Source organism: Paenibacillus uliginis N3/975 (assembly GCF_900177425.1).
Lineage (GTDB): Bacteria > Bacillota > Bacilli > Paenibacillales > Paenibacillaceae > Paenibacillus_AQ > Paenibacillus_AQ uliginis.
This window is the reverse complement of the sequence record NZ_LT840184.1, coordinates 1,131,116-1,155,324: the sequence shown is the minus strand read 5'-3', so window position 1 is coordinate 1,155,324 and position 24,209 is coordinate 1,131,116. Positions and strand designations below refer to the sequence as shown.

25 protein-coding genes are annotated in these 24,209 nt (G+C 45.0%); 8 read left to right on the top strand and 17 right to left on the bottom strand.

The window, feature by feature from the left end:
- Positions 1-529: 529 nt before the first annotated feature.
- A complete protein-coding gene (locus tag B9N86_RS05430; protein ID WP_208918111.1) occupies positions 530-973 on the top strand; it encodes a GNAT family N-acetyltransferase in 444 nt (147 codons plus the stop codon).
- 7 nt (positions 974-980) lie between these two features.
- Here B9N86_RS05430 and B9N86_RS05425 read toward each other — a convergent pair whose 3' ends face one another.
- The 5 genes from B9N86_RS05425 to B9N86_RS05405 form a co-directional block, all read right to left on the bottom strand.
- Positions 981-1,289 (bottom strand): hypothetical protein, encoded by a 309-nt coding sequence (locus B9N86_RS05425; RefSeq protein ID WP_208918110.1) that lies wholly within the window; start codon positions 1,287-1,289, stop codon positions 981-983.
- Positions 1,290-1,536: 247 nt separating this feature from the next.
- Positions 1,537-1,896 carry a 50S ribosomal protein L20 gene (gene rplT, locus B9N86_RS05420; protein ID WP_208918109.1) on the bottom strand — a complete coding sequence of 120 codons (360 nt, stop codon included), beginning with the start codon at positions 1,894-1,896 and terminating at the stop codon, positions 1,537-1,539.
- A gap of 30 nt (positions 1,897-1,926) precedes the next feature.
- Positions 1,927-2,127, bottom strand: coding sequence for a 50S ribosomal protein L35 (rpmI, locus tag B9N86_RS05415; RefSeq protein ID WP_046678638.1), 201 nt, complete (start codon positions 2,125-2,127; stop codon positions 1,927-1,929).
- 27 nt (positions 2,128-2,154) lie between these two features.
- Complete coding sequence (infC, locus tag B9N86_RS05410) at positions 2,155-2,649, bottom strand: translation initiation factor IF-3 (protein ID WP_208918108.1); 495 nt, start codon at positions 2,647-2,649, stop codon at positions 2,155-2,157.
- A gap of 287 nt (positions 2,650-2,936) precedes the next feature.
- The gene (locus tag B9N86_RS05405) at positions 2,937-4,175 is read right to left on the bottom strand and encodes a glycosyltransferase family 2 protein (protein WP_208918107.1); all 1,239 of its coding nucleotides are present in this window, start codon (positions 4,173-4,175) and stop codon (positions 2,937-2,939) included.
- Between the two features lie 778 nt (positions 4,176-4,953).
- On the opposite strand from B9N86_RS05405, the gene B9N86_RS05400 reads away from it, so the two are divergent.
- Positions 4,954-6,081, top strand: coding sequence for an MGDG synthase family glycosyltransferase (locus B9N86_RS05400; protein WP_208918106.1), 1,128 nt, complete (start codon positions 4,954-4,956; stop codon positions 6,079-6,081).
- 105 nt (positions 6,082-6,186) lie between these two features.
- Here B9N86_RS05400 and trmB read toward each other — a convergent pair whose 3' ends face one another.
- Together trmB and B9N86_RS05390 are read right to left on the bottom strand one after the other, a co-directional pair.
- Positions 6,187-6,900, bottom strand: a complete 714-nt coding sequence (gene trmB / locus B9N86_RS05395; protein ID WP_208918105.1) for a tRNA (guanosine(46)-N7)-methyltransferase TrmB — start codon at positions 6,898-6,900, stop codon at positions 6,187-6,189.
- Between the two features lie 280 nt (positions 6,901-7,180).
- Positions 7,181-7,363 (bottom strand): hypothetical protein, encoded by a 183-nt coding sequence (locus B9N86_RS05390; RefSeq protein ID WP_208918104.1) that lies wholly within the window; start codon positions 7,361-7,363, stop codon positions 7,181-7,183.
- 259 nt (positions 7,364-7,622) lie between these two features.
- On the opposite strand from B9N86_RS05390, the gene mnmL reads away from it, so the two are divergent.
- The 6 genes from mnmL to B9N86_RS05360 all read left to right on the top strand — a co-directional run bounded on the left by mnmL (position 7,623) and on the right by B9N86_RS05360 (position 13,732).
- The gene (gene mnmL / locus B9N86_RS05385) at positions 7,623-8,576 is read left to right on the top strand and encodes a tRNA modification radical SAM protein MnmL/YtqA (protein WP_208918103.1); all 954 of its coding nucleotides are present in this window, start codon (positions 7,623-7,625) and stop codon (positions 8,574-8,576) included.
- Positions 8,576-9,166 (top strand): tRNA 5-(aminomethyl)-2-thiouridylate-methyltransferase MnmM, encoded by a 591-nt coding sequence (gene mnmM / locus B9N86_RS05380; RefSeq protein WP_208918102.1) that lies wholly within the window; start codon positions 8,576-8,578, stop codon positions 9,164-9,166. Before mnmL ends, mnmM begins: the two co-directional genes overlap by 1 nt.
- A 98-nt stretch (positions 9,167-9,264) precedes the next feature.
- Positions 9,265-10,233, top strand: a complete 969-nt coding sequence (locus B9N86_RS05375) for a type I phosphomannose isomerase catalytic subunit (protein ID WP_208918101.1) — start codon at positions 9,265-9,267, stop codon at positions 10,231-10,233.
- A gap of 58 nt (positions 10,234-10,291) precedes the next feature.
- On the top strand, positions 10,292-11,257 hold the full coding sequence (locus tag B9N86_RS05370; RefSeq protein WP_208918100.1) for an alpha/beta hydrolase: 966 nt from the start codon (positions 10,292-10,294) through the stop codon (positions 11,255-11,257).
- A gap of 270 nt (positions 11,258-11,527) precedes the next feature.
- Positions 11,528-11,854 carry an ArsR/SmtB family transcription factor gene (locus B9N86_RS05365; protein WP_208918099.1) on the top strand — a complete coding sequence of 109 codons (327 nt, stop codon included), beginning with the start codon at positions 11,528-11,530 and terminating at the stop codon, positions 11,852-11,854.
- A 138-nt stretch (positions 11,855-11,992) separates the two neighbouring features.
- Entirely contained in the window at positions 11,993-13,732 is a 1,740-nt protein-coding gene (locus B9N86_RS05360; RefSeq protein ID WP_208918098.1) for a SulP family inorganic anion transporter, read from the top strand.
- 160 nt (positions 13,733-13,892) lie between these two features.
- On the opposite strand, the gene B9N86_RS05355 is transcribed toward B9N86_RS05360, so the two are convergent.
- The 10 genes from B9N86_RS05355 to B9N86_RS05310 form a co-directional block, all read right to left on the bottom strand.
- The gene (locus B9N86_RS05355; protein ID WP_244563119.1) at positions 13,893-15,029 is read right to left on the bottom strand and encodes an ABC transporter permease; all 1,137 of its coding nucleotides are present in this window, start codon (positions 15,027-15,029) and stop codon (positions 13,893-13,895) included.
- Positions 15,030-15,034: 5 nt separating this feature from the next.
- Entirely contained in the window at positions 15,035-16,156 is a 1,122-nt protein-coding gene (locus B9N86_RS05350; RefSeq protein ID WP_208918096.1) for an ABC transporter permease, read from the bottom strand.
- Positions 16,157-16,186: 30 nt separating this feature from the next.
- Entirely contained in the window at positions 16,187-17,122 is a 936-nt protein-coding gene (locus B9N86_RS05345; RefSeq protein ID WP_208918095.1) for an ABC transporter ATP-binding protein, read from the bottom strand.
- Between the two features lies 1 nt (position 17,123).
- A complete protein-coding gene (locus B9N86_RS05340; protein WP_208918094.1) occupies positions 17,124-17,480 on the bottom strand; it encodes a DoxX family protein in 357 nt (118 codons plus the stop codon).
- 113 nt (positions 17,481-17,593) lie between these two features.
- Positions 17,594-18,730 (bottom strand): sensor histidine kinase, encoded by a 1,137-nt coding sequence (locus B9N86_RS05335; protein ID WP_244562955.1) that lies wholly within the window; start codon positions 18,728-18,730, stop codon positions 17,594-17,596.
- The gene (locus tag B9N86_RS05330; RefSeq protein WP_280174969.1) at positions 18,731-19,396 is read right to left on the bottom strand and encodes a response regulator; all 666 of its coding nucleotides are present in this window, start codon (positions 19,394-19,396) and stop codon (positions 18,731-18,733) included.
- A gap of 155 nt (positions 19,397-19,551) precedes the next feature.
- On the bottom strand, positions 19,552-19,722 hold the full coding sequence (locus tag B9N86_RS05325) for a hypothetical protein (RefSeq protein ID WP_208918093.1): 171 nt from the start codon (positions 19,720-19,722) through the stop codon (positions 19,552-19,554).
- Between the two features lie 426 nt (positions 19,723-20,148).
- The gene (locus B9N86_RS05320) at positions 20,149-21,618 is read right to left on the bottom strand and encodes a chitinase (RefSeq protein WP_208918092.1); all 1,470 of its coding nucleotides are present in this window, start codon (positions 21,616-21,618) and stop codon (positions 20,149-20,151) included.
- A gap of 542 nt (positions 21,619-22,160) precedes the next feature.
- Complete coding sequence (locus tag B9N86_RS05315) at positions 22,161-22,325, bottom strand: hypothetical protein (RefSeq protein ID WP_208918091.1); 165 nt, start codon at positions 22,323-22,325, stop codon at positions 22,161-22,163.
- Between the two features lie 45 nt (positions 22,326-22,370).
- Positions 22,371-24,143: a B12-binding domain-containing radical SAM protein gene (locus tag B9N86_RS05310; RefSeq protein WP_208918090.1), complete on the bottom strand. Its 1,773-nt coding sequence runs from the start codon at positions 24,141-24,143 to the stop codon at positions 22,371-22,373.
- Positions 24,144-24,209 lie beyond the last annotated feature (66 nt).

Here is a 24,209-nt window from a genome sequence, read left to right as displayed (position 1 = left end):
ACACCGGATTTCTCCGTGTGAGGGACGAAAGGTTTAGCTTCCGTGGTACCACCCATGTTTGCTTCACATTTCGCAATGCAAAGCCTCAGCAGGTATGAAGCCGCCATCTATAAGCCACAGCTTCAATATCTGCGGTTCGTAACGAGAACCAGACGATTTCCCCTAATAGACACTGTCCTATTAATGTGCTGAAGTATCAGACTAGCGTTTTTCAGGGAAACAGCTCCGAGGTGAGCTCGTATAAAAGGGATTTTGGTGGAGGTTGCAGCTGTTCCGTCCACTCTCTGAGCAAAAGAGCCCTTTAAACTTCGTCCTCATCATTGCCGATTGAATTATTCGTTAAAATGTTTAGAAACATTATATGATTCATTGATTCGAGAAGTCAACACATTTATTTTACTTCATACGTCAGCTTTTCATTCTTTGCCTGCCCATCCCTCTCCCAATCATTCCCGTTAACACCCTCTTAGCCCTTGCTACATATGATAATTCGAGATCTGTTTAACGGCAGCGAGGGGAGGCAGGATTTATGATTCGCTACCGCAAACCCGGACAGGATGATGCGGCCATTTTACAATTAATTGAATCACAACTGGTCCCTTTATCCAACCTGAGTTCCAAGGAATTGGACACCATTCGTAAAGATATACCGACAAGACTCCGCCGGGGAGTTACACTGGTTGCTTCCCCCAATCAGGAAGGGAACGTAATCGCTTTTATCCATTTCATGCTTCATGGTGAGTTATTGTATATTGACATGCTAGCCGTTGCACCCGCTGCACAGCGGAAGCGCCTCGGAATCTCCTTGATGAAGCATGCTGAAGGTTTCGCATTATCACGCGGATGCAAACGGGCCAAAGTTATGGTGGACTTAGGAAACCAGAAAGGGCTCTCTTTTTACCAAAAGCTTGGCTATAGCATCGTCCGCATTATTACACCTAGCCAATGCTATGAAATGGAGAAGATTTGGTGATTTTATTTTACCAGAAAGGTCTTCCAAATCCTGGACCAAATCCTGGACCGAAGCCTGGACCGAAACCGCCAAAACCTGGACCGAAGCCGCCGAAGCCGCCGAAACCGAATGGAGAAGTTCCGATTGCCAGAAGATCAAACAGTACGAGTGGTATAAAGGCTTTTGTTTTCACTTTTTTTCCAGTTTGTTCTAGAATAAGACGATTTCCAGAGATCCGGACCAGTTTGCCCGTTACAACACCCCCGTCCTTCTTATACGCTACGATGTGCTTGCCCACATATTGCTTAACAACTGCCTTGCTAACAGACTTATGCATAAGATCCCTCCTTCGGTATATACAGTTCAGTTTATTCCCGGCAAGGTCTTGATGCTTGTTTTATTGCCCTGTGTAAGCAATATAGGTATGATGGCAAAAAAAAGAACCGCCGAGTTATCGACGGTTCTTCTTTAAAATATAAGAAAGTATAAGTTTTATACTTCACTTTTACTTGGCTTATATTTCTCGAAGAAACGCCGCCGCCCTTTAATTAAGGACGCCGAAGGCGTTTCTTCTTGCTTATATCTTAAGCGTTCACTTTATCTTTTGCTACAGTTGCCAAAGAATTGAACGCAGTCAGGTCGTTTACAGCCAGATCAGCCAGCATTTTGCGGTTGATGTCCACACCAGCCAGTTTCAGGCCGTGCATCATTTTGCTGTAGGACAAGCCATTCAGGCGTGCAGCAGCATTGATACGTACGATCCACAGTTTGCGGAAGTTACGTTTCGTTTGACGACGATCACGGTATGCGTATACCATGGATTTCATAACCTGTTCGTTAGCTGTTTTGAAAATACGGTGTTTGGAACCGAAATAACCTTTAGCAAGTTTCAATACTTTTTTATGTCTACGACGAACAACAAATCCGCCCTTAACTCGTGCCATATTAAAAGACCTCCCAATAATTGTTGTTTACTATTTCAAGTTAGCCAAGCCTTGCTTCAAACGTTTAACATCTCCAGGTGCCATAACCGGGCTAGTCCCGAGGACACGCTTCGCACGCTTGGATTTGTGGGAAAGCAAGTGGTTTTTGTAAGCTTTGTAACGTTTTACTTTACCAGTACCAGTAATTTTAAAGCGGCCTTTCAGGCTGCTGTGTGTTTTCATTTTAGGCATAGTACAACTTCCTCCTCATAATATCTCTTAGGCTTTAGGAGCCAAGATCATAATCATGCTGCGGCCTTCCAGCTTAGGCTGGCGCTCCACGATGCACAGTTCAACAACTTCTTCTTTTACACGCTCCAAAATCTTCTGACCAATACTGGCGTGTGTGATTTCACGACCGCGGAAACGCACGGAGCATTTCACCTTGTCGCCTTCTTTAAGAAACTTCACGACATTGCGAAGCTTCGTTTGGTAATCGTGCTCCTCAATGTTAGCTCGGAACCATACTTCCTTGATATCAACGATCTTCTGGTTCTTGCGGGCTTCCTTCTCTTTCTTCTGCTGTTCATAACGGAATTTACCGTAGTCCATGATGCGACATACAGGCGGCTTCGCCTGCGGGGCCACGTTCACCAGATCAAGATTGAGATCAATCGCCATTTGCAGTGCTTCGCGAGTTGACTTAATACCGATTTGTTCGCCTTCTGCACCGACCAAACGTACTTCCTTCGCCCGAATTTCGTCATTGATCATATGTTCCTTACTGATAGTCCTCCACCTCCGATTATAATAATTCATACCTGTCATAAAACAAAAAATAAAGGGATACCGATTCAACCACCGGCATCCCTATTTGATACACATCTCAAAAAATGAAATTTATTCATTCGTAGATTTCGTGATCAAACCAGCCGACCCCAGTCGGACAGGTGAGAAGCGGCGTGCTTCTGCTTACAATCAGTATTCAGTTCAACACCAAAATAGTGTATCACTTCATTCCACTTGTGTCAACAAATTAGTTTCAATTTTTTTCAAAAGAATTAGCCCTGCTTGCTCTGCACTTCTTCCAGGCGTACCACGCGTGTATGCTCTGTATGACTCCACGTCTTGTTATTTTGCGTGAAGAAAGCATATACGGTGATCGGATACCAGGACAGCAGATATATCGGGAACAGTACAAGATAAGCGTAAACTTTCTTGAAAGTCACCTTCTCCAAGATCAGAGCCATCATGAAAGTGAAGATATTCGCGGCAATCGCAGCAAAGCTGAGCCAAAATGGCAGATAACCAAACAAGTTAGCGATATTGGGACCATCAAAGAAAGAATTGTCAACCCATATCACGGCAGTCAGAATGAACGTGAGCAGAACAATATATACGTTGATTCCGTACAGTGCGAGATCCAGCTTTACGATGCTGCGTTCTTTAATAGCACGCCAGAGCAGTGGAAAGAAATAACGGCGCGCAACCGTAAAGTGTCCCTGCATCCAGCGCAGACGTTGTCTTGCCGAAGCCTTGAATGTCAAAGGCTTCTCGTCAAAAACTTTGGCGTCATAGTTAAACTTTGGATAAACGCCGCGCATGACACTGCGCATTGTAAACTCCAAATCCTCAACCAAGCTGGTTGCTCCCCAGCCCATTTCCTTCAGCAGATTGGTCTCAAAGCACATACCAGTACCGCCGAGGAAGTTCGCCATGTTTAGATTGTGACGGGACATCTGCCACAGACGGTTAATGTACCAATAGGACACACCGTAAGCAGCCGTAATCCAAGAGTCCTCAGGATTCTTGGTATCGATATATCCCTGGATAACTTTCGCTCCAGAGCAGAGATCGTCGTTCATTTCAATCAGGAAATCCGGATGCGCCAGATTGTCGGCGTCAAACATAACGACCGCGTCGTACTGACGAGGCATTGCCCACAACTCTTTCAACATCCATTCGATGGCATAGCCTTTCCCGCGAAGATTCTGGTTCGTGCGGACACAAGCATTCATTCCGTGTTCACGGACAATATCAGCCGTCCGGTCTGTACAGTTATCGCAAATAACGAACACTTCGTATAGATCTTTAGGATAGTTTAGCTGCTTCAGGTTTTCCATCAAAGCTCCAACAACCTGTTCTTCATTATGGGCCGCTACGAGCACTGCAAATGACTTTGTCGGTTCAAAATGCTTCTTTTTCTTTTTCTTGACCAACCCGAATAAAGAGAATGTAAACTGGTACACACCAATCACGACCAAAAACAATTGGAGCGCGACAAAAATGGCGTCTATCATGATTCTCCGTAACCCCCTTTTTATACCCTGAGAATATTTTGATGTTTTTTTCTCTCTCTTATTTCTTTTGTGTGTTTCATGACCCTTTGTTACTGTCTTTGTCTTTTGTTCCTAATCTTTGTCTACTGTTTTTTGACCCTGGTGTCACAGGATCGTTTCGCGCGTCATATCGATTTTCCACACTTTAAGATGATTTGTCAAAAGCGTGAATAGCTCTAATTTCGAAGTATCTTGTTAAAAAGAGCTTCGCTTGCTTTCAGCACGCCAGCAAGCTTCGATTCAAACGGCATTAGTTCTTATTTTCAGCTGTTTTCTTACTTTTTATTTACTCTGCCTGTCCATTCTCCTTAAAAAAACTTTGTCCACTAACTTATAGACGTAATGAAACGGAAAAAAGTTTAGTTTAGGGCTCCAATTTCCTTTAAACTTTTTGCCACTCATTTGAATCATTGTAGCGGTAACTTTTATTCAAGTCAAAAGACCACAGACCCTTATTTCCGTCAAAGTCCGTAACAATCTCCCTTACTCATTGATACAGGAAAAACGCATTCGGCCACTCGCTGTATAGAAAAAACGGGAATACAGGACAAAAGTCCTCCAACCTTATAAAATTATATTTTTCCCATAAATTAGCGGATTATGGCGATTCTTGCGGCTATCTTGCAGCTATAGAATATAGCCCTTTCTTCAGCAAACCCGGCTCTAGTCTGTTGCAATATCCTCTCAAAGTCGATATGTTATGGATATTGAATAATGCTGCAGGAACGGGTGAAAAAGAGTGGTTAAAAAAAGAGTATTGCTGTTATCAGAGGGCTTCGGCGCTGGCCATACGCAGGCTGCTCACGCGCTCTCCAGCAGTCTACGTCAGTTATCTCCGAACGTTCAGACAAGAGTCATGGAGCTCGGAAGCTTTCTGAACCCCAAAATGGCTCCGTTGATTATTTCGGCCTATCGTAAGACCCTTACGTCCCAGCCGCGGCTGATTGGTTACATGTACCGGCATCAAAAGTCCTTTAACCGGTTCACTACCTTGGCACTGCACCGGATTTTTTATACAAGCACCAAAGATGTTGTTCGGCAGCTACGGCCCGACGTCATTGTATGCACCCATTTTATTCCCAGTGCTGTTATTTCACGGCTAAAGCGTTTAGGGACGAACATCCCCTTATGTACAGTCATAACAGATTATGATGCCCATGATACCTGGATCAGCCCGGAAGTCGATCGCTATTTCGTCTCTACACCGGAGGTCAAACGTAAGCTGCTAAACCGTGGTGTCTCCCATGCTAAAATCCAAGTCACCGGTATTCCTATTCATCCGGACTTCTGGGAACATCCTAGCAAAGAAGAAATCAGGGAGAAGTTTAATCTGGCCGCGATGCCTACAGTTCTCGTGATGGGAGGCGGCTGGGGCATAATGAATGACCAAGTCGTACATGAATATCTAACCAGGTGGCGTGAAGAAATACAGGTCATCTTTTGCTTCGGTAACAATGATAAAGCACGAATAGAAATGGAAAGCAACCCACGTTACCGCCATCCAAACATACGAATATTCGGCTTTACACGTGAAGTAGATAAACTGATGGAGGTTTCCGACCTGCTGGTAACCAAACCAGGTGGAATGACCTGCACGGAAGGTCTTGCGAAAGGAATTCCGATGCTGTTTCACCATCCGCTACCTGGGCAGGAAGAAGAGAACTTCCATTACTTCATCGCACAAGGTTTGGGAGAGCCAATCTCATCCCTTGAAGTACTCGGTAAATGGATGAATATGCTGCTCAACCAGTACGATGAAATCCTCATGCGGCGTTCGCGAAATTTAGACAACATTCAACGCTATCATCCACTGCAAAGTGCGAGGAGTATAATCGACATGCTGGAAAATGAAAAGGTGCACTCCTGATATGGAGGCACCTTTTTTTCAATGCTGAAGAAATAATATCTTCTATTATAGCGGTTGCAAGCGCTGTCATACCCTACTTTCATTTATGTTGCTTCTGAATACCGCTTACATCCCGTATTTTTTCAAGCGTTCAACCTTGTACTCTGACAACGCTTCTTGCCCAACAATGACCTCGCAACGGTGAATTTTAATTCCTTGTCCGACAAATTTTGTTTCATACTCCGTCATTACAAATTCTTCATTCAACCCTTCCCGGTGAAGATCAAGCGAAATGTTGGTCATTTGCAGTCCATAATCCGAAAATGCATTTAGGGAGAATTCAAATAAACTGACGGAATCTGTCTTAAAATGGATCTGGCCGCGCTCATTCAGAATTGTTCTGTATTTATCAAGAAATCTTGGATGAGTTAACCGCCGGCGACCGTGCTTGGTTTTTGGCCATGGATCACTGAAATTCAAATAAATCCGCTCAAGCTCCCCGGGTTCAAACACTTCCTCCACATTCTCAATATTCATCAGAGCGAGCTTCAGATTGGGCGGTGTAACTACGTCCTCAGCTGACCAAACATTGCGCCCCTTCTCACTTGCCCGTCGAATCAGCTCATCGTACATATCCACCCCGATAAAATTCACATCCTGGTGCTTGTAACTCATTTGGCTGATAAACTGCCCTTTGCCCATACCGAATTCCACATGAATCGGTTTGTCATTACCAAACAGAGAAGCCCACTTCCCTTTATATTGCCGGGGATCCAGAACAACCAAATCCTCCTGCTGCTCCAGATTTTCCCGGATTCCTTTTCTTCCGCGTAGACGCATGATATACCTCCGAAACTTATCCTTTTAGTTAACCTATACTGAAATATTGTGACGAAGTTACCTCTAAAAGTAAAGAGCCAATCAAAAAAGAAACGCCTTCGTCGTCCTTTTTAAAGGGCGACGGCGTTTCTCCAGAAATATAAGCCCAGTATACAATATGAAATTTATATTTTCTTATATTTAGAAAAAGGAACCTCTTTCTTTTGCACAAGGCAAAAGCAGGGTTCCTTTTTCGTTATATTTGGAATTGGGGTTCCGCGGTAGTTAAACTGTGAATAGTCTACCTTTCTTCAACTGCAAAATCAAATGTCTTTTCGAAGGCAGCCCGGATTTTACGTTGTGCCGAAGCCTTGATTTCCTGATTGGCGTTAAATTCTACTCCTGTCAGGGCCAAAGCTTCATCCGGGGTAAACTCCACAGTGATTCGTTCGTTAGTATATGTCTTTGTAGGCGTTGAATTCATTCTAATCACCTCACGGTAATAGTATATCCAAAACATCAGATGAATATGAATTCCACTTCATAATTATTGATTACCCATGGTTTGTCACAGTGAAACAGTTACTTACATAAATAAATATAGCAATTTCATGAAAAACGATCAAGAGAGGTGATGGTGAAAGTTTGCAGTGCATGACGCCATGACCTGTTTTTTGATACAATATACAAAGAATCTGATTCATGCTATGAGAAACATCCCATAGATTACAAAAGGAGAGCACATGAATACATCTCTTACACCTACTCCGCTCATGTGGGGCGATAAACGATTTCATACATGGAATTATGAAATGCGCAACCAGTTTCAGGATAAAGTGTTCAAGGTTATGCTTGACGCCGGCTTTACTTGCCCGAACCGAGACGGCACGATTGCCAAAGGAGGCTGCACTTTCTGCAGTGCCCGAGGTTCAGGGGATTTTGCTGGACGAAGACGGGACGATCTGGTGACCCAATTCAATACCATTCGGGACAAGCAGCATCAGAAATGGCCTCATGCGAAGTATATTGGCTATTTTCAAGCTTATACTAATACCTATGCCCCTGTAGAAGAACTTCGGGAATATTTTGAGGTCATTTTGGAGCAGCCCGGCGTGGTTGGATTATCCATTGCTACCCGGCCTGACTGTCTTCCTGATGATGTCATCGAATACTTGGCCGAACTGAACGAGCGAACCTATCTGTGGGTAGAAATGGGGCTGCAAACGATCCACAACTCAACCTCTGAGCTCATTAACCGTGCTCATGATACTGAGTGCTATTTGGAGGCTGTAGAGAAACTCCGCAAACATAACATCCGGGTGTGCACCCACATTATTTACGGTCTACCCCAGGAAAGCCATGAAATGATGCTCGACACCGGACGAGCTGTCTCTAAGATGGACGTTCAGGGTATCAAGATCCACCTGCTTCATCTTATGCGCAAAACTCCAATGGTGAAGCAGTATGAAGCTGGGCTTCTGCGTTTTCTAGAGCAGGATGAGTACATCAAGCTGATTGTTGATACATTAGAATTTTTGCCGCCGGAAATGACTGTTCACCGCCTGACTGGAGACGCCCCTCGCGATCTGTTGATCGGACCGCTGTGGAGCTTGAAGAAATGGGAAGTACTTAACGCCATTGATGCCGAGTTAAAGCAACGTGATACATGGCAGGGTAAAATGTGGAGGGAGTCCTGATGGGCTTCCTTTCCGTTTTGAGTTATGCCCATAAACTGGCTACTGAGCGTCTTCAGCCCGGAGGTATCGCAATCGATGCTACAGCAGGTACCGGAGCAGACACACTGTTTCTTGCCAAAACGACCGGTCCCCGTGGCCGTGTCTTCGCTTTCGACATTCAAGAGGAGGCCTTGACCCTAACCCGTCAAAGATTTACAAAAGAGCCTGCCGAACAACTAGCCGAAGTATCTTTGCACCTTGCCAGCCATTCCCTCATGAAGAGCTCCATCCCGGCCGAATATCACGGCAAGGTGTCTGTTATAATGTTCAACCTTGGATATCTGCCAGCCGATCGGTCAGATAAACAAATCATTACTCTGCCGGAAAGCACTCTCTCGGCACTGGAAAGCTCTCTAGAAATGCTCGCTCCTGGCGGCGTTGTGACGGTTGTCCTTTATCCAGGACATGAAGGCGGCAGACAAGAAGCAGCAGCGGTGGAGGATTGGGCATCCGCCCTTTCCCCGCGCACTGCTCAAGCTATTATGTATCGCGGTATTCAACGTCCCGATGCACCTTATCTCATTGCGCTGGAGCGAAAAAAAACGTTATGATAGAATCTTAGCAGTACGCTGAGAGGTTCTATCTTGGTACCTGCAAGCGTTGATAGCTAATCCTATACTTATGGTTTATGAAAGGTAGATGAAACAACATGACAAAACCGTATCCGCTGTTATTTCAACCTGAATTTAAAGAACGTGTATGGGGCGGGCGTGCCCTTGAACAATTCGGTCTTAACATACCTGAAGGCCATATCGGCGAAGGTTGGATGATCGCAGACCATCCGAACGGAACGACTTCCGTTGTCAGAGGGGAGCTGGCTGGACTCGGTTTGGATCAGGTTCGCGAACAATTCGGTGCTGAATGGTTTGGCAAAAAGGGCTTCTCTGAAGTTAACGGCCGCTTTCCACTGCTGATTAAGCTGCTGGATTGCAATGATGATCTGTCCGTTCAAGTACATCCGACAGATGATTATGAAGGATTGCCAAAAGGCGAATTGGGAAAAACAGAAATGTGGTACGTGCTGGATGCTAAACCGGACGCCAAAATTATTTACGGGCTGAAAGAAGGCGTTACCCGCGAGGATCTCAGAAAAGCGCTGGAAGACGGTACAGTTATGGATTCTCTCCAGGAAGTACCTGTGAAAGCTGGTGATACTTTTTACATTCCGGCTGGAACTGTCCATGCCCTCTGTGCCGGCGTTGTCGTAGCCGAAATCCAGCAAAATTCCGACACAACTTACCGGATATTCGATTATAACCGTCCAGGACTCGATGGCAAGCCTCGTGAACTCCATATTGAGGATTCATTGAATGTCACTGCATATGAAGGATCGGGTGCCTCAACCATGAGCACAGACAATGCGGTGCCTGGAAAATGGCTAGAATTAGCCAAGTCGCCATATTTTATCGTTGAAAAAGGCATTGTAGAGGGTCCTTGGAACCTCACTACGACCGAAGATAGCTTTACGATTCTGGTTATGTGTAACGGAGAAGGCACCCTTAAATGGGATGGAGGGTCCCAAGCTTATACATCTGGACAATGCTTCCTGCTGCCTGCAAACCTCGGATCCTACACACTGGAAGGAAATTCAACGGTTCTTCGTTCTTATCTGCCTTAATTGGATTAAATATGAAATAGATCTGATAAATTATCGTTTTGTGGAGGTGCGGAAAAGCATGCAATCCGAGACGTTTACCATGTTGAACACCCAGGCGATGAACATATTTGTATATCAATGGCTTCCAGATCCGGACACGGATATTAAGGCAGTTCTTCAAATCGCTCACGGTATGTGTGAAACGGGAGCGCGTTATGAGGAGCTGGCTTCCCTACTTACGGAGCATGGATATGCCGTTTATGTCCACGATCATCGTGGTCACGGTAGAACGGCTGAAAATCTTGATACTTTGGGTGATCCCGGCGAGAATGGATTTGAAGGGATGATCGAAGATTTGGTCCTCCTTTCTACCGTTATTAAGGAAAGACACCCTCAGCTTCCGCATTATTTGCTCGGGCACAGCATGGGATCTTTCATTACGCAAAAGATTATGTGCACACACAGCCACCATTTTGACGGGTTTCTCCTCTCTGGTTCCAATGGCCCTCGGGCCCTGCTCAGCGTCGGTGAAAATCTCGCTGCTGCTCAGGTCAGAATAAAGGGTGCTGCCCACCGGAGTGTATTGATCAATGCGATTGTGTTCGGGCCTTATAACAAAGGCTTTGGCCCTGTCCGAACTCCTTTCGACTGGTTGTCCAGTGATCCGGAAGAGGTAGACCTCTATGTGAACGACCCGTACTGCGGACAAGTGTGCTCTGCTCGTTTCTTCCAAGAGTTTTTCGGTCTGCTGCGGCAGATTCACAAGCCTGCACTTCTAAGCAACCTTGTGAAAGACAAACCGATATATATCTTTTCCGGTGACGAAGATCCGGTCGGCCTGCGAGGAAAAGGTGTACGCAACCTCATTGAGTTGTACCAGAAACTCGGAGTTGAGCAATTGGAATACCGTCTGTACCCCGGCGGTCGCCATGAAATGCTTCATGAAGTCAACCGGGATGAAGTCGCTACACATGTGCTGGATTGGTTGGAGCGGCATGTACCTGACCTTGATAAAGAGGCTCCTACTGCAGAGCCTGTTTTGTAACACAGCAATTTCTATAGGCATTATCATTATGTTGAAATTCCCACAAAAAGCGGCTGCGATCCATATGGATCGCAGCCGCTTTTCTATATCCTACCCCACTTTCACACACAGTTCCATAACTTAATATAATAAACAGATAAACAGCAAGTAGTATCCCCTTAGTAGTACATTTATCATATACAAAAACAATTTGTCATGATAACATAATTGCCGACTCAAATATTCAAAAGTTCAGATATATGAATATAGTAAATCAAGGAGATAACTGCGATGGACCGAAACATTCAACAGTTTAAAGCCGATTTTTTCAAAGCACTCGCTCATCCAATGAGAATCCGTATCCTGGAAATCTTGAGCCAGGGGGAGCGAAATGTTAATGAGCTTCAGGTAATGCTAGGATCGGAGGGCTCAGCCGTATCCCAACAGCTTGCTGTACTACGCGCTAAAAATTTGGTTAACAGCGTGAAGGAAGGAACAACGGTGATCTATTCACTTCGAGATCCGCTGATCAGCGATCTGCTCGGAGTAGCCCGGCAAATTTTTAACAATCATTTGGTGGAGTCGATTTCACTCTTAGAGGATATCAGCAAGCAATGATAGGAATGATGAAACAGACTATTTAGCTAAAATGAGCTATTAACTTAACAAGCTGAGTTGACTGTAATTTCCCCGCCTGACGGCGGGGTTTATTGAAGTTACAGGGCAATGAAATATAAGAGAAGAAGGGTAGAACAAATGAAATGGACGGGTCAATTTAGTGGTTACTCGGCAAGTGCTTTTCGCAAGGATTTGATATCTGGCTGTATCGTGGGGATTGTCGCCATTCCTTTAGGGATGGCTTTTGCCATAGCTTCAGGGGTAAAGCCGGAGTACGGGCTGTATACAACGATTATTGCAGGCATACTGATCTCCCTGCTCGGCGGCTCAAGATTTCAGATCGGCGGACCAACCGGGGCTTTTATTCCGATTTTGCTCGCTATTGTCATTCAGTATGGTTATGAGAACTTGCTGATCGCCGGATTTCTAGCGGGAATATTCCTCGTGCTTATGGGGCTTCTTCGTCTGGGTTCCCTGATCAGATTCATTCCCAAGCCAGTAACCGTTGGATTTACATCAGGGATTGCCGTCATTATTTTCAGTGGGCAAATATCTAATTTCCTTGGACTGCAAGGCGTAGAGCGCCATGAATACTTCTTTTATAACATGAAAGAGATCGTCTTACGGATTTCCTCAATGAATCTGTACAGTGTGCTAATCGCAGCTATCTGCCTCACCACACTAATTATAACTCCTAAGTATTTGCCTAAAGTTCCAGGCTCGCTCGTAGGTATCATCGTTTCCACTTTGATTGCTGCCTTGCTGTTCCCAGGCAAAGTAACGACAATAGGGTCCGCTTATGGAATCATTCCTGGAGGTCTGCCCCAATTTGCACCCCTGGAACTAACCTGGGATCGCGTCGTTATGATGCTTCAGCCTGCTCTAATTATCGCTATGCTTGGAAGTATTGAATCGCTGCTGTCGGCTGTTGTAGCTGATGAAATAACGGGTACTAGGCATAACAGCAACCGAGAACTAATCGGACAGGGCGTGGCCAACATGGCGACCCCTCTGTTCGGTGGAATTCCAGCTACGGGCGCCATTGCACGTACAGCAACGAACATTAAAAGTGGCGCAGTATCTCCAATTTCAGGAATTATTCATGGTGTCGTAGTCTTGATGATTGTTGTCCTGTTCGCCCCTTATGCCTCCAATATTCCGCTGGCAAGTATGGCCCCGATTTTAATGGTTGTAGCCTGGAATATGAGTGAATATAAAACTTTTACTCATATGCTCAGAACACGGACCACAGACTCGCTTATCCTGCTTGTTACTTTCCTGCTGACGGTGTTTACTACACTAACGGTAGCCGTTCAGGCTGGGCTGGCTTTGGCTGTTATTTTGTTCATCAAACGAATGAGCAGCATGCTAGCGGTAAATAAAGTATTGCCGGACCACTCCTCCAATAAAGAAAAGGTGCAACCGCATATGGTAACCGAAGATCGTGACTGTCCACAAATTGGCATATATAATGTCGAGGGCACTTTATTCTTCGGCGCTTCCTACACTTTTGAGAGCTTCGGACAGAAGCTTTTGGCAGCCCCCGATCTTCGAGTCGTTCTGCTTCGCATGGGCAAAGTACCGTTTATGGATACGACCGGCGAATCCAATTTTTCCAGACTGATCAATCGCCTAATGGAACGTGGGGTCGTCGTCATCATCTCCGGGATACGTCCGCAGCCCAAGAAACTGCTTGTGAAGACTGGATGCTATTCCATGATTGGTGAGGATCGCTTCTTCGAACACACGGGAGAAGCATTAAATTACGCTTTGGAAAATATTCAATATAACAAATGCCTGGGGTGCACCCAGTATGCGTTCCGTGAATGTTCGAAGTTAAGCACCAAGGGAATTTTGAATGATAAGCATATTTCTTAACCCTGTTACCTAATTTTCGCTGTTTTTTGCACCTACCATAGGCTCATCGTTATATTGAATTTCAACACAAAATAAGCGGCTGTGACGCATTTGGGTCGCAGCCGCTTATTGTTATGTCTGAAACGCTTCTACAGGCACTTGGATAACTTCATATAATCATCTACACAAATACCCGCGTATCCTCGTTCCTTTCAAACATATAGACCGCCAGCAATGAAAATGTGACGGTGAACGCTAACAGAATCGAAATGTTCAGATATACATCTTTCGATATGCCGTTCTGCTGCAGCGAATGAAGCGTGTCGAGCAGCCACCGCTGTGGCAAAAAAGAAGCCGTTTTCTGAATCCAGGCCGGCATTGTCTCGATTGGAAGTAAACAGCCAGCCATAAGACTGGTAGGAACGATCAGCAGAGATTGTACAGCTGTTGCGAGTGCCGTACTCCGAGCAGATGCAACGATGACCATCGATATACTGATTGCCACCAGAGCAAAAATCACCAGTAGCACAAACATCTGCCAGAGCGGTAAACCGCCATCGATCCGAAAAGCAAACCTCATCACCAGTAATGTGACGATGACCTGCACCGCCATGACGAACAAATGAACCACCATATTCGAAACATAATAGGACCTAGATGTTATTGGTGCAGTCAGCACCCTGAAATAGGTCCGGTTCTCTTTTTCGCGGAGAATGTTTCCGGCTAAAGACATTGCAAAAAACAGCATGAGAGTGATGAGATAGCCGATCGACTGCCTGCTCTTTTGCTGATCAGCAGAAATATCATCCACCATTTCACCCGATAATGACACGGATTTACTGCGAGCCTGGTTGTACAACTCAGCAAAAACAGTTTCATCACCTTTTGCGATACGCGCTATGGCATCGAGATCATTCACATATCCGGCAAGAAGTCCTTTTATATGTCTCGTTGCCTGTTCTCCATCAACGGACACCATCTGCAGTCCGCCCGGTTTACCGGAATGTACTCCTTCGGAAAATCCCTGCTCAAAGATCACTCCCCCCTCAAGTCGGCCAGATGCGACCTCACCATCTAAAGCAGACAAATCAACCATTTGGACCTGAATATGGCTTAGTCCATCCAAATACTGTACGGCGTCCTCGGCCAGCTGAGTTTTATCCAGATTTGCAACACCAATCCGTAGCACAGTCTCATCCTCCGCACTGCTGTATGTTAACGCCGATAAAAAAACACCCAGCAGCGGTAGCATTAAATATACCGGGAGAATTTTACTGCGGATCGTTGAGCGCCATATATTCCGCATCAGCCAAAGCATATCCTTCACTTCGCAGCCCTCCAAATCGTTTGACGCACCAGTACAGCTGCACCCAGCAAGCATACAGACAACCCGATGTTCATCACCATCGCAGCCAGAGCAGCCTCCGTGTCATTCCCATGGACAATCTGGATTATCGCCTTATTTGTCCATTGCAAAGGTGAGAAATTAGAAACGTTTTTCATAAATCCGGTCATGTTCTCAACAGGATAATACGAGCCACCAAAAAACATCGCTAGCTGTAAAATGACCATAATGACCGTCTTGGACGCCTCTCCCTTTAGGATATAGCTGATTCCAATTCCAAGACTGAGAGCGAAGATGATATGAGTAAGCAGGATCAGGAACACGAGCCCGAAATCCCCACCTCCCCAATCGACCCGAAAAAAAACAGAGCTGACAAGCACAGCCAGAAGGATGGATAGAACCTGCTGTACTGCAGCTCCTCCAACTTTGCCGATCATGATCTCAGTTCTTGATACCGGTGCAACCATCAGCCGCATCATCGTATTGCGCTTTCGTTCTTCTTCCATCAGATTACCCGCGCTTAATGCAGTGTACATAATAATCGTCGTTATCACAGCTATCGCAAAATAATGAACCGCATCAGTTTGTGCCGGGGCCTTCAGGATCCGCTCCTTTATGAAGTCGCTATTTCCGGTTTCGGATAAGACCTCCAGGTCAAGATTCGTCTTAGTCATATCAGCAGACAATCCGGTATGCGTGGCGAACGCGGCTAGTGTGTCCTGAACGATGCTGCCTTCCAAGCTCTGTCTACTGTTCAAGGCATAGTGCAGTCCGTTATTACTAATCTCAACATACCCTGTATACTTACCACTCTGGACCTCATCCTTCCAGTCCATTTCATCCGTCGCAGCCTCGAAGTAAATCCCGCTTTGTTTCGACCCTTGAGTAAACTCGTTCCACTTATCCCTTGAGAGATCTGATGAAGCTGTATATTTGTAGAGCAGATCTATATCTTGGATGGACACACGGGGATTAAACATATGATTCATCACAGATCCCAATAGAAGAATAAGCACGCTCGGCAATATGAGTAAGAATATGGTCAAACGGATGTCGCGGAAAGATAACAGCTCTTTTCTGACAATCAATAATATATTCACAAGCCCCCCCCTTCCTTATGCGGTGAGCGATCAATCCCGCAGATTCCTTCCAGTTAAAGTAAGAAAAATCGTCTCCAAATTAGGCTCATGTGACTCTAGAGCGCGAATTTCAATCCCGTTCTCGACCAGCGTATGAATGATATCGTTCAGGTTGTTAACCTCGGCAGAGGAATTGATTTTCAGAATATGTTCTTCCAATTGGACTGTGTTAACACCTTTCACCGCTTTGATCCGCTCGATTGGCACTGACTCCATGGACGACAGCTTGATCCAGATATTTTTTGTATTCGTCATCATCGATTTCAACTGCTCCTTCGTCCCCTCCGCGATGATCTTCCCATGATCGATAATGGCCACGCGGGTGCAGATTTCCTCGACCTCCTCCATGTAATGGCTCGTATACATAATCGTACAACCCATCTGGTTAAGCTTCCGGACGGAGTTCAAAATATAATTTCTTGACTGCGGATCAATACCCACCGTAGGCTCATCCATAATGAGCAGCTTAGGCCTATGTCCGATGGCACAGGCGATGTTAAGTCTACGCTTCATGCCGCCTGAGAAATTATTGGGGTAGCTCTTGTGCTTATCCGCGAGTCCAACAAAGGCAAGAGCTTCTTCCGTTCGTTCCTTCAGCTCTGCTCCTCGCAAGCCATATAGCCCTGCAAAAAAATGCACATTTTCAAAAGCTGTCATATTTTCATAAATGGCGATCTCTTGGGGAACGATGCCGATGTTTCTCTTCGCAAAATGACTTTGTGTTTCAATGCTTTTCCCCATAATCTTAATGCTCCCCTTGGTTGCGGGAAGCAAGGATGCGATCATGTTGGTCACCGTGCTTTTTCCGGCACCGTTCGCTCCAAGAAATCCGAAAATTTCACCTTCCTGTATGGCCATCGATAAATTGTCTACCGCTATAGAATCATCAAACGCTTTAGTTAAATTCCTAATTTCCAGAACGTTCATATTACCACCCCTCAGCTAAGTTAATAGCTGTAATCGCTGCCGCCATCAACGCCAGCACGAAAGCCGGCACAACCTTATCTATCGGATCTTTGACCCTGAAATGAGCCGCCATGCCACCGACCATGGTAATAAATAGCCAAACCCCTGCTGCAGCTGCGGCCCAAGGTATCCAGAATCCGATGACAAGTCCTATTGCACCGATACACTGTACAACTCCCGTTACTATTCGGAACCATTGTGGCAGGTCTAACCGCCAGAATATGTCGATCTGCTGCTTTGCTCCGAACATTTTCTGGAGACTTAGTATAGAAAATAAAAATATCAAAATACTTTGCATAACGATGGATACATTCGCCAAGGCAACGTCCCTCCCTCTTTATCTAAATTAATCATAATGAAAAGGATGAACCTGTCATAGTGCACAAGTTCATCCTTTTCATGTGAGAATTTCATGTTTTTACTGTTAAAAACTCATACAGAGGTTTTCGGTAGCAATGTGGTCACAGAAAATCCTCTCGATCCGTCAACGATAATTCTTCCGCTGACTGATGCTGTTCTTTCCTCCATGCCCAGAATGCCGAGACCTTTGACCACCTGTTTCGCTCCATTTCCGTTATCCGCTACTTCAGCCTTAATGACTGTATCCAAGACCAGTATATCGATCGACAACTTACTGCATTCTGAATATTTCACCGCATTGGTCATGGCTTCCTGTGTGTTTTCCATAATAATCTTCCACTGAAGCGGCGTAATGGCATCAACATTTCCCTTATACGTCAAAACCGTTTGAATCGAGTGGGTGACGGAAAATGCATCAATGAGTAGCTTCAACCGGTTAATGCCCAGCTGCTCGAGTGGAGGTTTGGTCTCTTTTAATACATGCCGTATATCTTCGATCCCATCTTTAGATATTTGAATTGCATTATTCAGTAGCTCTGCGGCTTGATCCGAATGAACCTGAAGCATCCGCTTCGACGCTTCCATTTGAATTAGTGCACCCGTCATGGCGTGCCCAATCTTATCGTGAATTTCTTGAGACATCCGATTACGCTCCTCCAGCTTGGAGGTATATTCAGACTGTAAAAGATATGCACGATTGTCATTCAGGCTTCTGGTTAACCGCTTAATATCTTCACGCATACGCTCCATATCGTCCTGGTAAGCAGCTATTCTGTGCCTAGAGGTTCTGATGCTTGTGTACAAAATGAAACTGGTCATTGACAGACAAGCATAAAGGATCTGCAAGTCCTTATCGATAAAAGCAAGTGGAATCAGAACTAATACCAGTGACGTCCATGTACGTATCCTTATACGGATACCGTTAACAACCTCATAGAAACTCATCGGTAATAACAGGATCAACTGCTGATCTACATAGAGAGAGCTTACAATCACGAGAAAAATGGACATCGCTGCCAGCGACTGCTTGGCCCTATGAGGTTGAACAATATTCAGAAGGATATTTAAACTTAGATACAGCAATATTGATAAAATAAACCAGGGTGAAATAGAAATATTCGATGTGACGGCAGACGCGAACACATACATCAGAAGAACGATCTTGTAACCGATCCCCCACATCATGATGGATCCAATATGCTTAGCCACTTAATCGATTTCCCCTGAAAGATAGTAAACTGCAATTTGCGTTCGATGTTCCAGACCTGACTTGCCGAGAATCGAGGTCACATAATTAGCGATTGTCCCTTCCGAGATAAACAGCCTCTTGGAAATTTCTTTGTTTGACAATCCTTTGGCGATCAATTCAATAACACTCATCTCCCGCTCGGTATATGAAGACGCATCGAATCCTACCGCACGCTCCGCGCTCGAAACCTTGCCATTGTCTGTGGTTAGGTTGGACTTAATCTTTTCCAGCACTGCATCCTGCAGTACATTATGACCTTTATGTACGCTTATAATCGCGCTTCGGATCAGCTCAGGATCGTTATTTTTCAACAGATATCCTTTAGCGCCATATTTAATAGCATTCAAGATATATTCATCATCATCAAACGTTGTCAGGATCAACGGCTTCGTCTGCGTACGGCTCGTCAACAACTGCGTTGCTTCAACCCCGTTCATATTCGGCATCCGTACATCAAGCAGCGCCACATCGACTACGTTCTGTTCACAGAACACCACTGCCTGAGCTCCGTCCTCTACCGTTGCCAGAACATCGAATTCCGGGAAGGATGTCAGAATAATTCTCATCCCTTCCCGGATAAACGAATTGTCATCTGCAATAATTACATTTATCTTCAGGTTGGTCACGCTCCATTTCAGGGCTGTCTATTTAAACAGTCTGGTACTGGAGTTTATTTTAGCATGGATTATTCTTCCATCGCATGGTTTTGGGTTCAAAAAATAAATCGGGGTGTCCCAAAAGTCGATTGACCTGGGACGCCCCGTTTGTCTGTTATGCGACGCTACGCGTACGAATCCGTTCCTCCAAACTTTCTCAATACTTTCAAGATGTGATACTCGTTATGAGGAATCGTGCCCAAATACCGAGCACCTTCTCTACTTGGGGCAGCTACAGATACAGCAATATTTTCCTTCGACACGTCTAATCCTACGTATTTTATGGTATCCTTCATAGTACAGACTCTCCTTTGCAATTTAGCTCTGATTTTGGTTTTGGTTTAGCTTCTACTACACCATTATTCCCAAAATTAACCTAAGATGTTGCAATTACGGGGAGTCTGTCTCGTTCATGATAACTCTTGCCCCCGAGTTTCTTGAATTATTCCTTAAAGGAAGAAATTCGGGGACAAAGGCGCATATGCTTCCGAAGTAGCTTTCCTTTGGAAAGCTTTTACCGCTTCGCTTTTCCGGAATCATTTCGTCCTCTCCGCTGATGCGTGCATGACCACTAAAAAACTCCCCTTCGTAAATGGAAGCATTGAGCTACCAAATTATCAAGGGGAGGTTTCTTTTGTACATTCAATATTTATTAGACCAATTCTAGCCGTTCGCTCGCATTGTGACCATCTACATTTGGGACTCACCTTTCACTTTTATGATCAAGGAAGTGTAATCAAGAAAGGCTTCACCGTGTTGGCTAGACTATAGTTAGTGGTCGCATCCCAGTTGATTGACCATGTCATTGCCCCCCGGATATCCGGGTACTTAGCAACTGGCTTATAGCTTCCACAGCTGTTGCCGGTCGCCAGACAGTTCAGCGCATTATTAACGACCGTTGGAGAGACATATCCTCCCCCTGCTGCTGAAGGTGTAGCGGGGACACCTATACCTAATTGGGAAGGTGCTACCCACTGCAATGTCAAATCCGAAAGAGCAGTCAAGAAATCCACGCTACCCTGTGTATAACATTTTCCGTCACGACCCAGCATACATCCAGAGTTGTAATATTGCACGTTAATTACGGTTGTAATATCCTTCAGGTTGTTATAAAGCTGTATATAGGATGTAGTCGAATTCTGCATGTCTATCGTTTGAGGAGCCATCGTCAGAATAAAATCACTTCCGACTTTTTGCTGTAACTGACGAATCGCATTGGTTAGATTAGGTACATTCATGCCTTGCTCCAGATCGATATCCACACCATCAAGACCAAATTGAGTAATGATACCATACATACTATTCACAAAATTCGTCACATTAGGTGAAGCGTTATTTAAATTAATATTGCCCAGTTCTCCTCCAATGGACAAAATGACCTTCTTCCCTTGTGCACGTTTAGCCTGAATATCCGAAAACAGATCGGCATCCGAATACCCTCCCAGAGCTGTAGACAATGAAGGATCTACATTAAAAGTGACACCGCCTGGATTAGCAGGATCCATTTCAGCAAACGACAATACAATAATATCGTACTGGTTTGGTATATCTCTCACTTTCAAGTTGCTGGCGCCATTGATAAAGTTCTGCCAGTATCCTGTCAGTATATGCTTCGGTAGCTGACCACCACCCCCGCCTGTCCCTCCTGCGGTTGTCGCATTCACCGTTTCACTTGCCGGGGAGAGATTACCTGCACCATCTTTGGCAATAACCTTAAAGGAGTATGTTGTGCTGGCTGAAAGTCCGGTAATTGTAGCTGTAGTACCGATTACTGATATAGCCAGCGATGTACCCTGATACACATCATAACCTGTCACACCTACGTTATCCGTAGACGCCAGCCAGGATAACGTTACACTATTAGAGGTGACTCCACTTACAGTTACATTCGCTGGAGTTGTCGGAGCTATGGTATCACTACCGCCTTCGCCTCCACCTTGAACAAGCTGCCACATCGCAGGTACGTTAGGCGGTTCCCATCCTGTTAATGAAGTGTGAGATTGAATAGTCTTATAGGTATTTCCACTATACGTGACCGTGTCGTCTACGGTATAGGATACATTAGATGCCCACGGGCCCCGGTCGGCTGCAGAAGCTACCACCGGCAGCAAGCTCATAATCAACGCTACAACGACCAATAACGGCAAAATTCTTCTCGGCTTGCCCAGCATTCCCAATAAACCTTTTCTCATAAATTAATCCCTCCTATAAAAATGATCAGTAAAATTTCTGCATCTCCACGTAAAACGACATCAGCTCCTTTCAAAACTAAAGGAATGCCTAACTATGACAGCGCTTACCCAAATGGATTTAAGAAATCTCTCAATTCGATTTTTTTTTGGATTTATAGGTTTATAGATTCAACTGCATGTCCCATATCATTAAGCATAATCTACTTTATATGTAAAAAACTCTCAATAGAGCTGTGGTATCAATTTTAAAACTATCAATATCAGAAAGATGCATATTCGGGAAAATATTACGCAACAAAAACGGGTTCTGCACGCGAATAATATAAACCATAAGAAAAACTCCATCAACGTACCTCAAATGAAGACAAACCGCACTTAGCGGTAGTTTTTCTTGCGGGATAAGGATGCAATTTACTCCGAAGTTTATACTTTCTTATCTCTTAACAACAAACAGGCCACCCAGGACTAAGTCTCGGGCAGCCTATTTCTGACTCTTTTTTCTTAAGCACCATGCTCATGGGATGCGCCTTACGCCACATGTTCTAATCTTCCGGAGTTCGGTCAATGCTCAGCAGAGTAACCTCGGTAAAGTCACCATGTTCAACTTCTTCCTCGGTTGCTTCTTCCCGCAACATTTCGTTATTGCCCTCCATACCCTCTGCAACGGTCGGTTCATCTTTGTGTTTAGGATCCTGGCCATCTATCATGTTTATCACTCCTCCATCCGTTAGATTGCCGGATGAAGTTGATTTTTAAACAGCTTTTGTAAAATATAACGGACGACCATCCTCTGATTGCTGATACAGCACGACCAGCATCGTACGGGAAGGAGTTTGTCCGCTTTCCCCGTTGGCAGAAGTCCCAGAGCCGCCATGATGAATAACTTCTTCCAGATTAAACGGAAGCACCTCGATCATTGCATGCTTTTGCAATTCACGTTCACCCAATCCAAGCTTGGCAAAGCCGCCCGTGAAGTCACCTTGTTGATCAACAGCCTGTTTCAATTGGGCAGACCATTCGTTCTTATCCTGAACGAAATCCCACCAAATTTTGCGCGGTTTATACTTATGTCCCAGGAAATAATCGAATTTCATTAGCCCTGTAATGATCTCCATATGCGGGGTTTGCCGGTTTTCGAGGAATGCTGTCAAACGTGTGAACAGATCCTCCAGCTGATGACCGATTTTTTGCCAGCCTTGGGCCTCCCAGTAATCTCCGAACTGCTGAAAGAAATCGAAAGGCGACGGGAATTCTTGTGTCATTAAATAATTCAGCGTATGGTCCATGCGGTGTGCATTCCAGTATTTTTCCAACACATCCTCCAGCCGCTTCAATCTGACAATGTCCGAGAATGGCAAAACATCACTGCCCAGAATTTCGTACGGCGCATGATCCATGTACGTGTAATTGTATTTATGTGCATCGATTCGCATTCCGGTACCTCGCAGCATTTTCAGGAACCCGAGCTGTAGCTCCTCCGGTCCGAGTGCGAATACGTCATTAAACGTCATGCGGAATGTGTCGTAATCTTCGAGCGGCAGACCCGCTATTAAGTCCAAATGCTGGTCAATCTTTCCACTCGCCTTAATTATGCTGACGGTACGAGATAGCTTCGAGAAATTTTGACGGCGCTTTACAAGCTGGTTCGTCGGGTCATTCGTGGACTGCACACCGATCTCAAACCGGAAGATGCCCGGAGGCGCATTTTCCGCCAAATATTCAAGCACCTCGGGTCGCATAATATCTGCCGTAATTTCAAATTGGAATACACAGCCCCGATGATTCTCAATCAAGAATTGAAACATTTCGAGAGCATAATCTCTTTTAATATTGAATGTGCGGTCCACAAACTTGATCAGTTTGGCGCCATGATCAATGAGATATAAAAGATCGGACTTCGTACGCTCAATATCAATATAACGGACGCCCACCTCAATGCTCGAAAGACAGAACTGGCAGTTAAAAGGACAGCCTCGGCTTGTCTCAAAGTAGACGACCCGCTTGCCCAAATGAGGGATATCCTCCGCAAACCGATGCGGTGACGGCAGATCGTTCAGATCGTTTTTCGGACGCGGAGGATTAATGATCACCTCACCGTTCTTACGATAAGCGGTTCCGTACACAAAATGATATTTGCGGTCGCCTTCGATCTCCTTCAAGAGGTGATTCAGCGTCTCCTCTCCCTCACCCATAATGATGAAATCTACGTTATGCAGTCGCTCCATCCAGTAAGTCGTATCGTAAGAAACCTCCGGTCCTCCCAAAATAATCGTAACCTCAGGCATAACCTTTTTGACAATATCAATGACTTTAATCGTCTCTTCGATATTCCATATATAACAGGAAAAGCCAATAACGTTGGGCTTCCGCTGAAACAGATCGGAGACGATGTTCATCACCAGGTCCTTGATCGTATACTCTGTCAGCTCAATATCAAAGTCCTTCTCGCTGTAAGCCTTAAGACAGCGGATAGCAAGGGATGTGTGGATGTATTTGGCGTTTAAAGTGGACAAAATGACTTTCATGATTCACGACCTTCGCTTGATTTATTCCAATATCCGTATTTATCGTGCCGATAATCCTTTTATATC

Coding starts and splice junctions, on each gene's coding strand:
- rplT (WP_208918109.1), bottom strand. CDS start 1,896: ATGGCACGAGTTAAGGGCGGATTTGTTGTTCGTCGTAGACATAAAAAA.
- B9N86_RS05320 (WP_208918092.1), bottom strand. CDS start 21,618: ATGAGAAAAGGTTTATTGGGAATGCTGGGCAAGCCGAGAAGAATTTTG.
- B9N86_RS05405 (WP_208918107.1), bottom strand. CDS start 4,175: ATGATAGACGCCATTTTTGTCGCGCTCCAATTGTTTTTGGTCGTGATT.
- B9N86_RS05375 (WP_208918101.1), top strand. CDS start 9,265: ATGACAAAACCGTATCCGCTGTTATTTCAACCTGAATTTAAAGAACGT.
- infC (WP_208918108.1), bottom strand. CDS start 2,649: ATGATCAATGACGAAATTCGGGCGAAGGAAGTACGTTTGGTCGGTGCA.
- rpmI (WP_046678638.1), bottom strand. CDS start 2,127: ATGCCTAAAATGAAAACACACAGCAGCCTGAAAGGCCGCTTTAAAATT.
- B9N86_RS05425 (WP_208918110.1), bottom strand. CDS start 1,289: ATGCATAAGTCTGTTAGCAAGGCAGTTGTTAAGCAATATGTGGGCAAG.
- trmB (WP_208918105.1), bottom strand. CDS start 6,900: ATGCGTCTACGCGGAAGAAAAGGAATCCGGGAAAATCTGGAGCAGCAG.
- B9N86_RS05355 (WP_244563119.1), bottom strand. CDS start 15,029: ATGCTTTGGCTGATGCGGAATATATGGCGCTCAACGATCCGCAGTAAA.
- mnmL (WP_208918103.1), top strand. CDS start 7,623: ATGAATACATCTCTTACACCTACTCCGCTCATGTGGGGCGATAAACGA.
- B9N86_RS05315 (WP_208918091.1), bottom strand. CDS start 22,325: ATGATAGATGGCCAGGATCCTAAACACAAAGATGAACCGACCGTTGCA.
- B9N86_RS05310 (WP_208918090.1), bottom strand. CDS start 24,143: ATGAAAGTCATTTTGTCCACTTTAAACGCCAAATACATCCACACATCC.
- B9N86_RS05390 (WP_208918104.1), bottom strand. CDS start 7,363: ATGAATTCAACGCCTACAAAGACATATACTAACGAACGAATCACTGTG.
- B9N86_RS05360 (WP_208918098.1), top strand. CDS start 11,993: ATGAAATGGACGGGTCAATTTAGTGGTTACTCGGCAAGTGCTTTTCGC.
- B9N86_RS05345 (WP_208918095.1), bottom strand. CDS start 17,122: ATGAACGTTCTGGAAATTAGGAATTTAACTAAAGCGTTTGATGATTCT.
- B9N86_RS05325 (WP_208918093.1), bottom strand. CDS start 19,722: ATGAAGGATACCATAAAATACGTAGGATTAGACGTGTCGAAGGAAAAT.
- B9N86_RS05430 (WP_208918111.1), top strand. CDS start 530: ATGATTCGCTACCGCAAACCCGGACAGGATGATGCGGCCATTTTACAA.
- mnmM (WP_208918102.1), top strand. CDS start 8,576: ATGGGCTTCCTTTCCGTTTTGAGTTATGCCCATAAACTGGCTACTGAG.
- B9N86_RS05365 (WP_208918099.1), top strand. CDS start 11,528: ATGGACCGAAACATTCAACAGTTTAAAGCCGATTTTTTCAAAGCACTC.
- B9N86_RS05370 (WP_208918100.1), top strand. CDS start 10,292: ATGCAATCCGAGACGTTTACCATGTTGAACACCCAGGCGATGAACATA.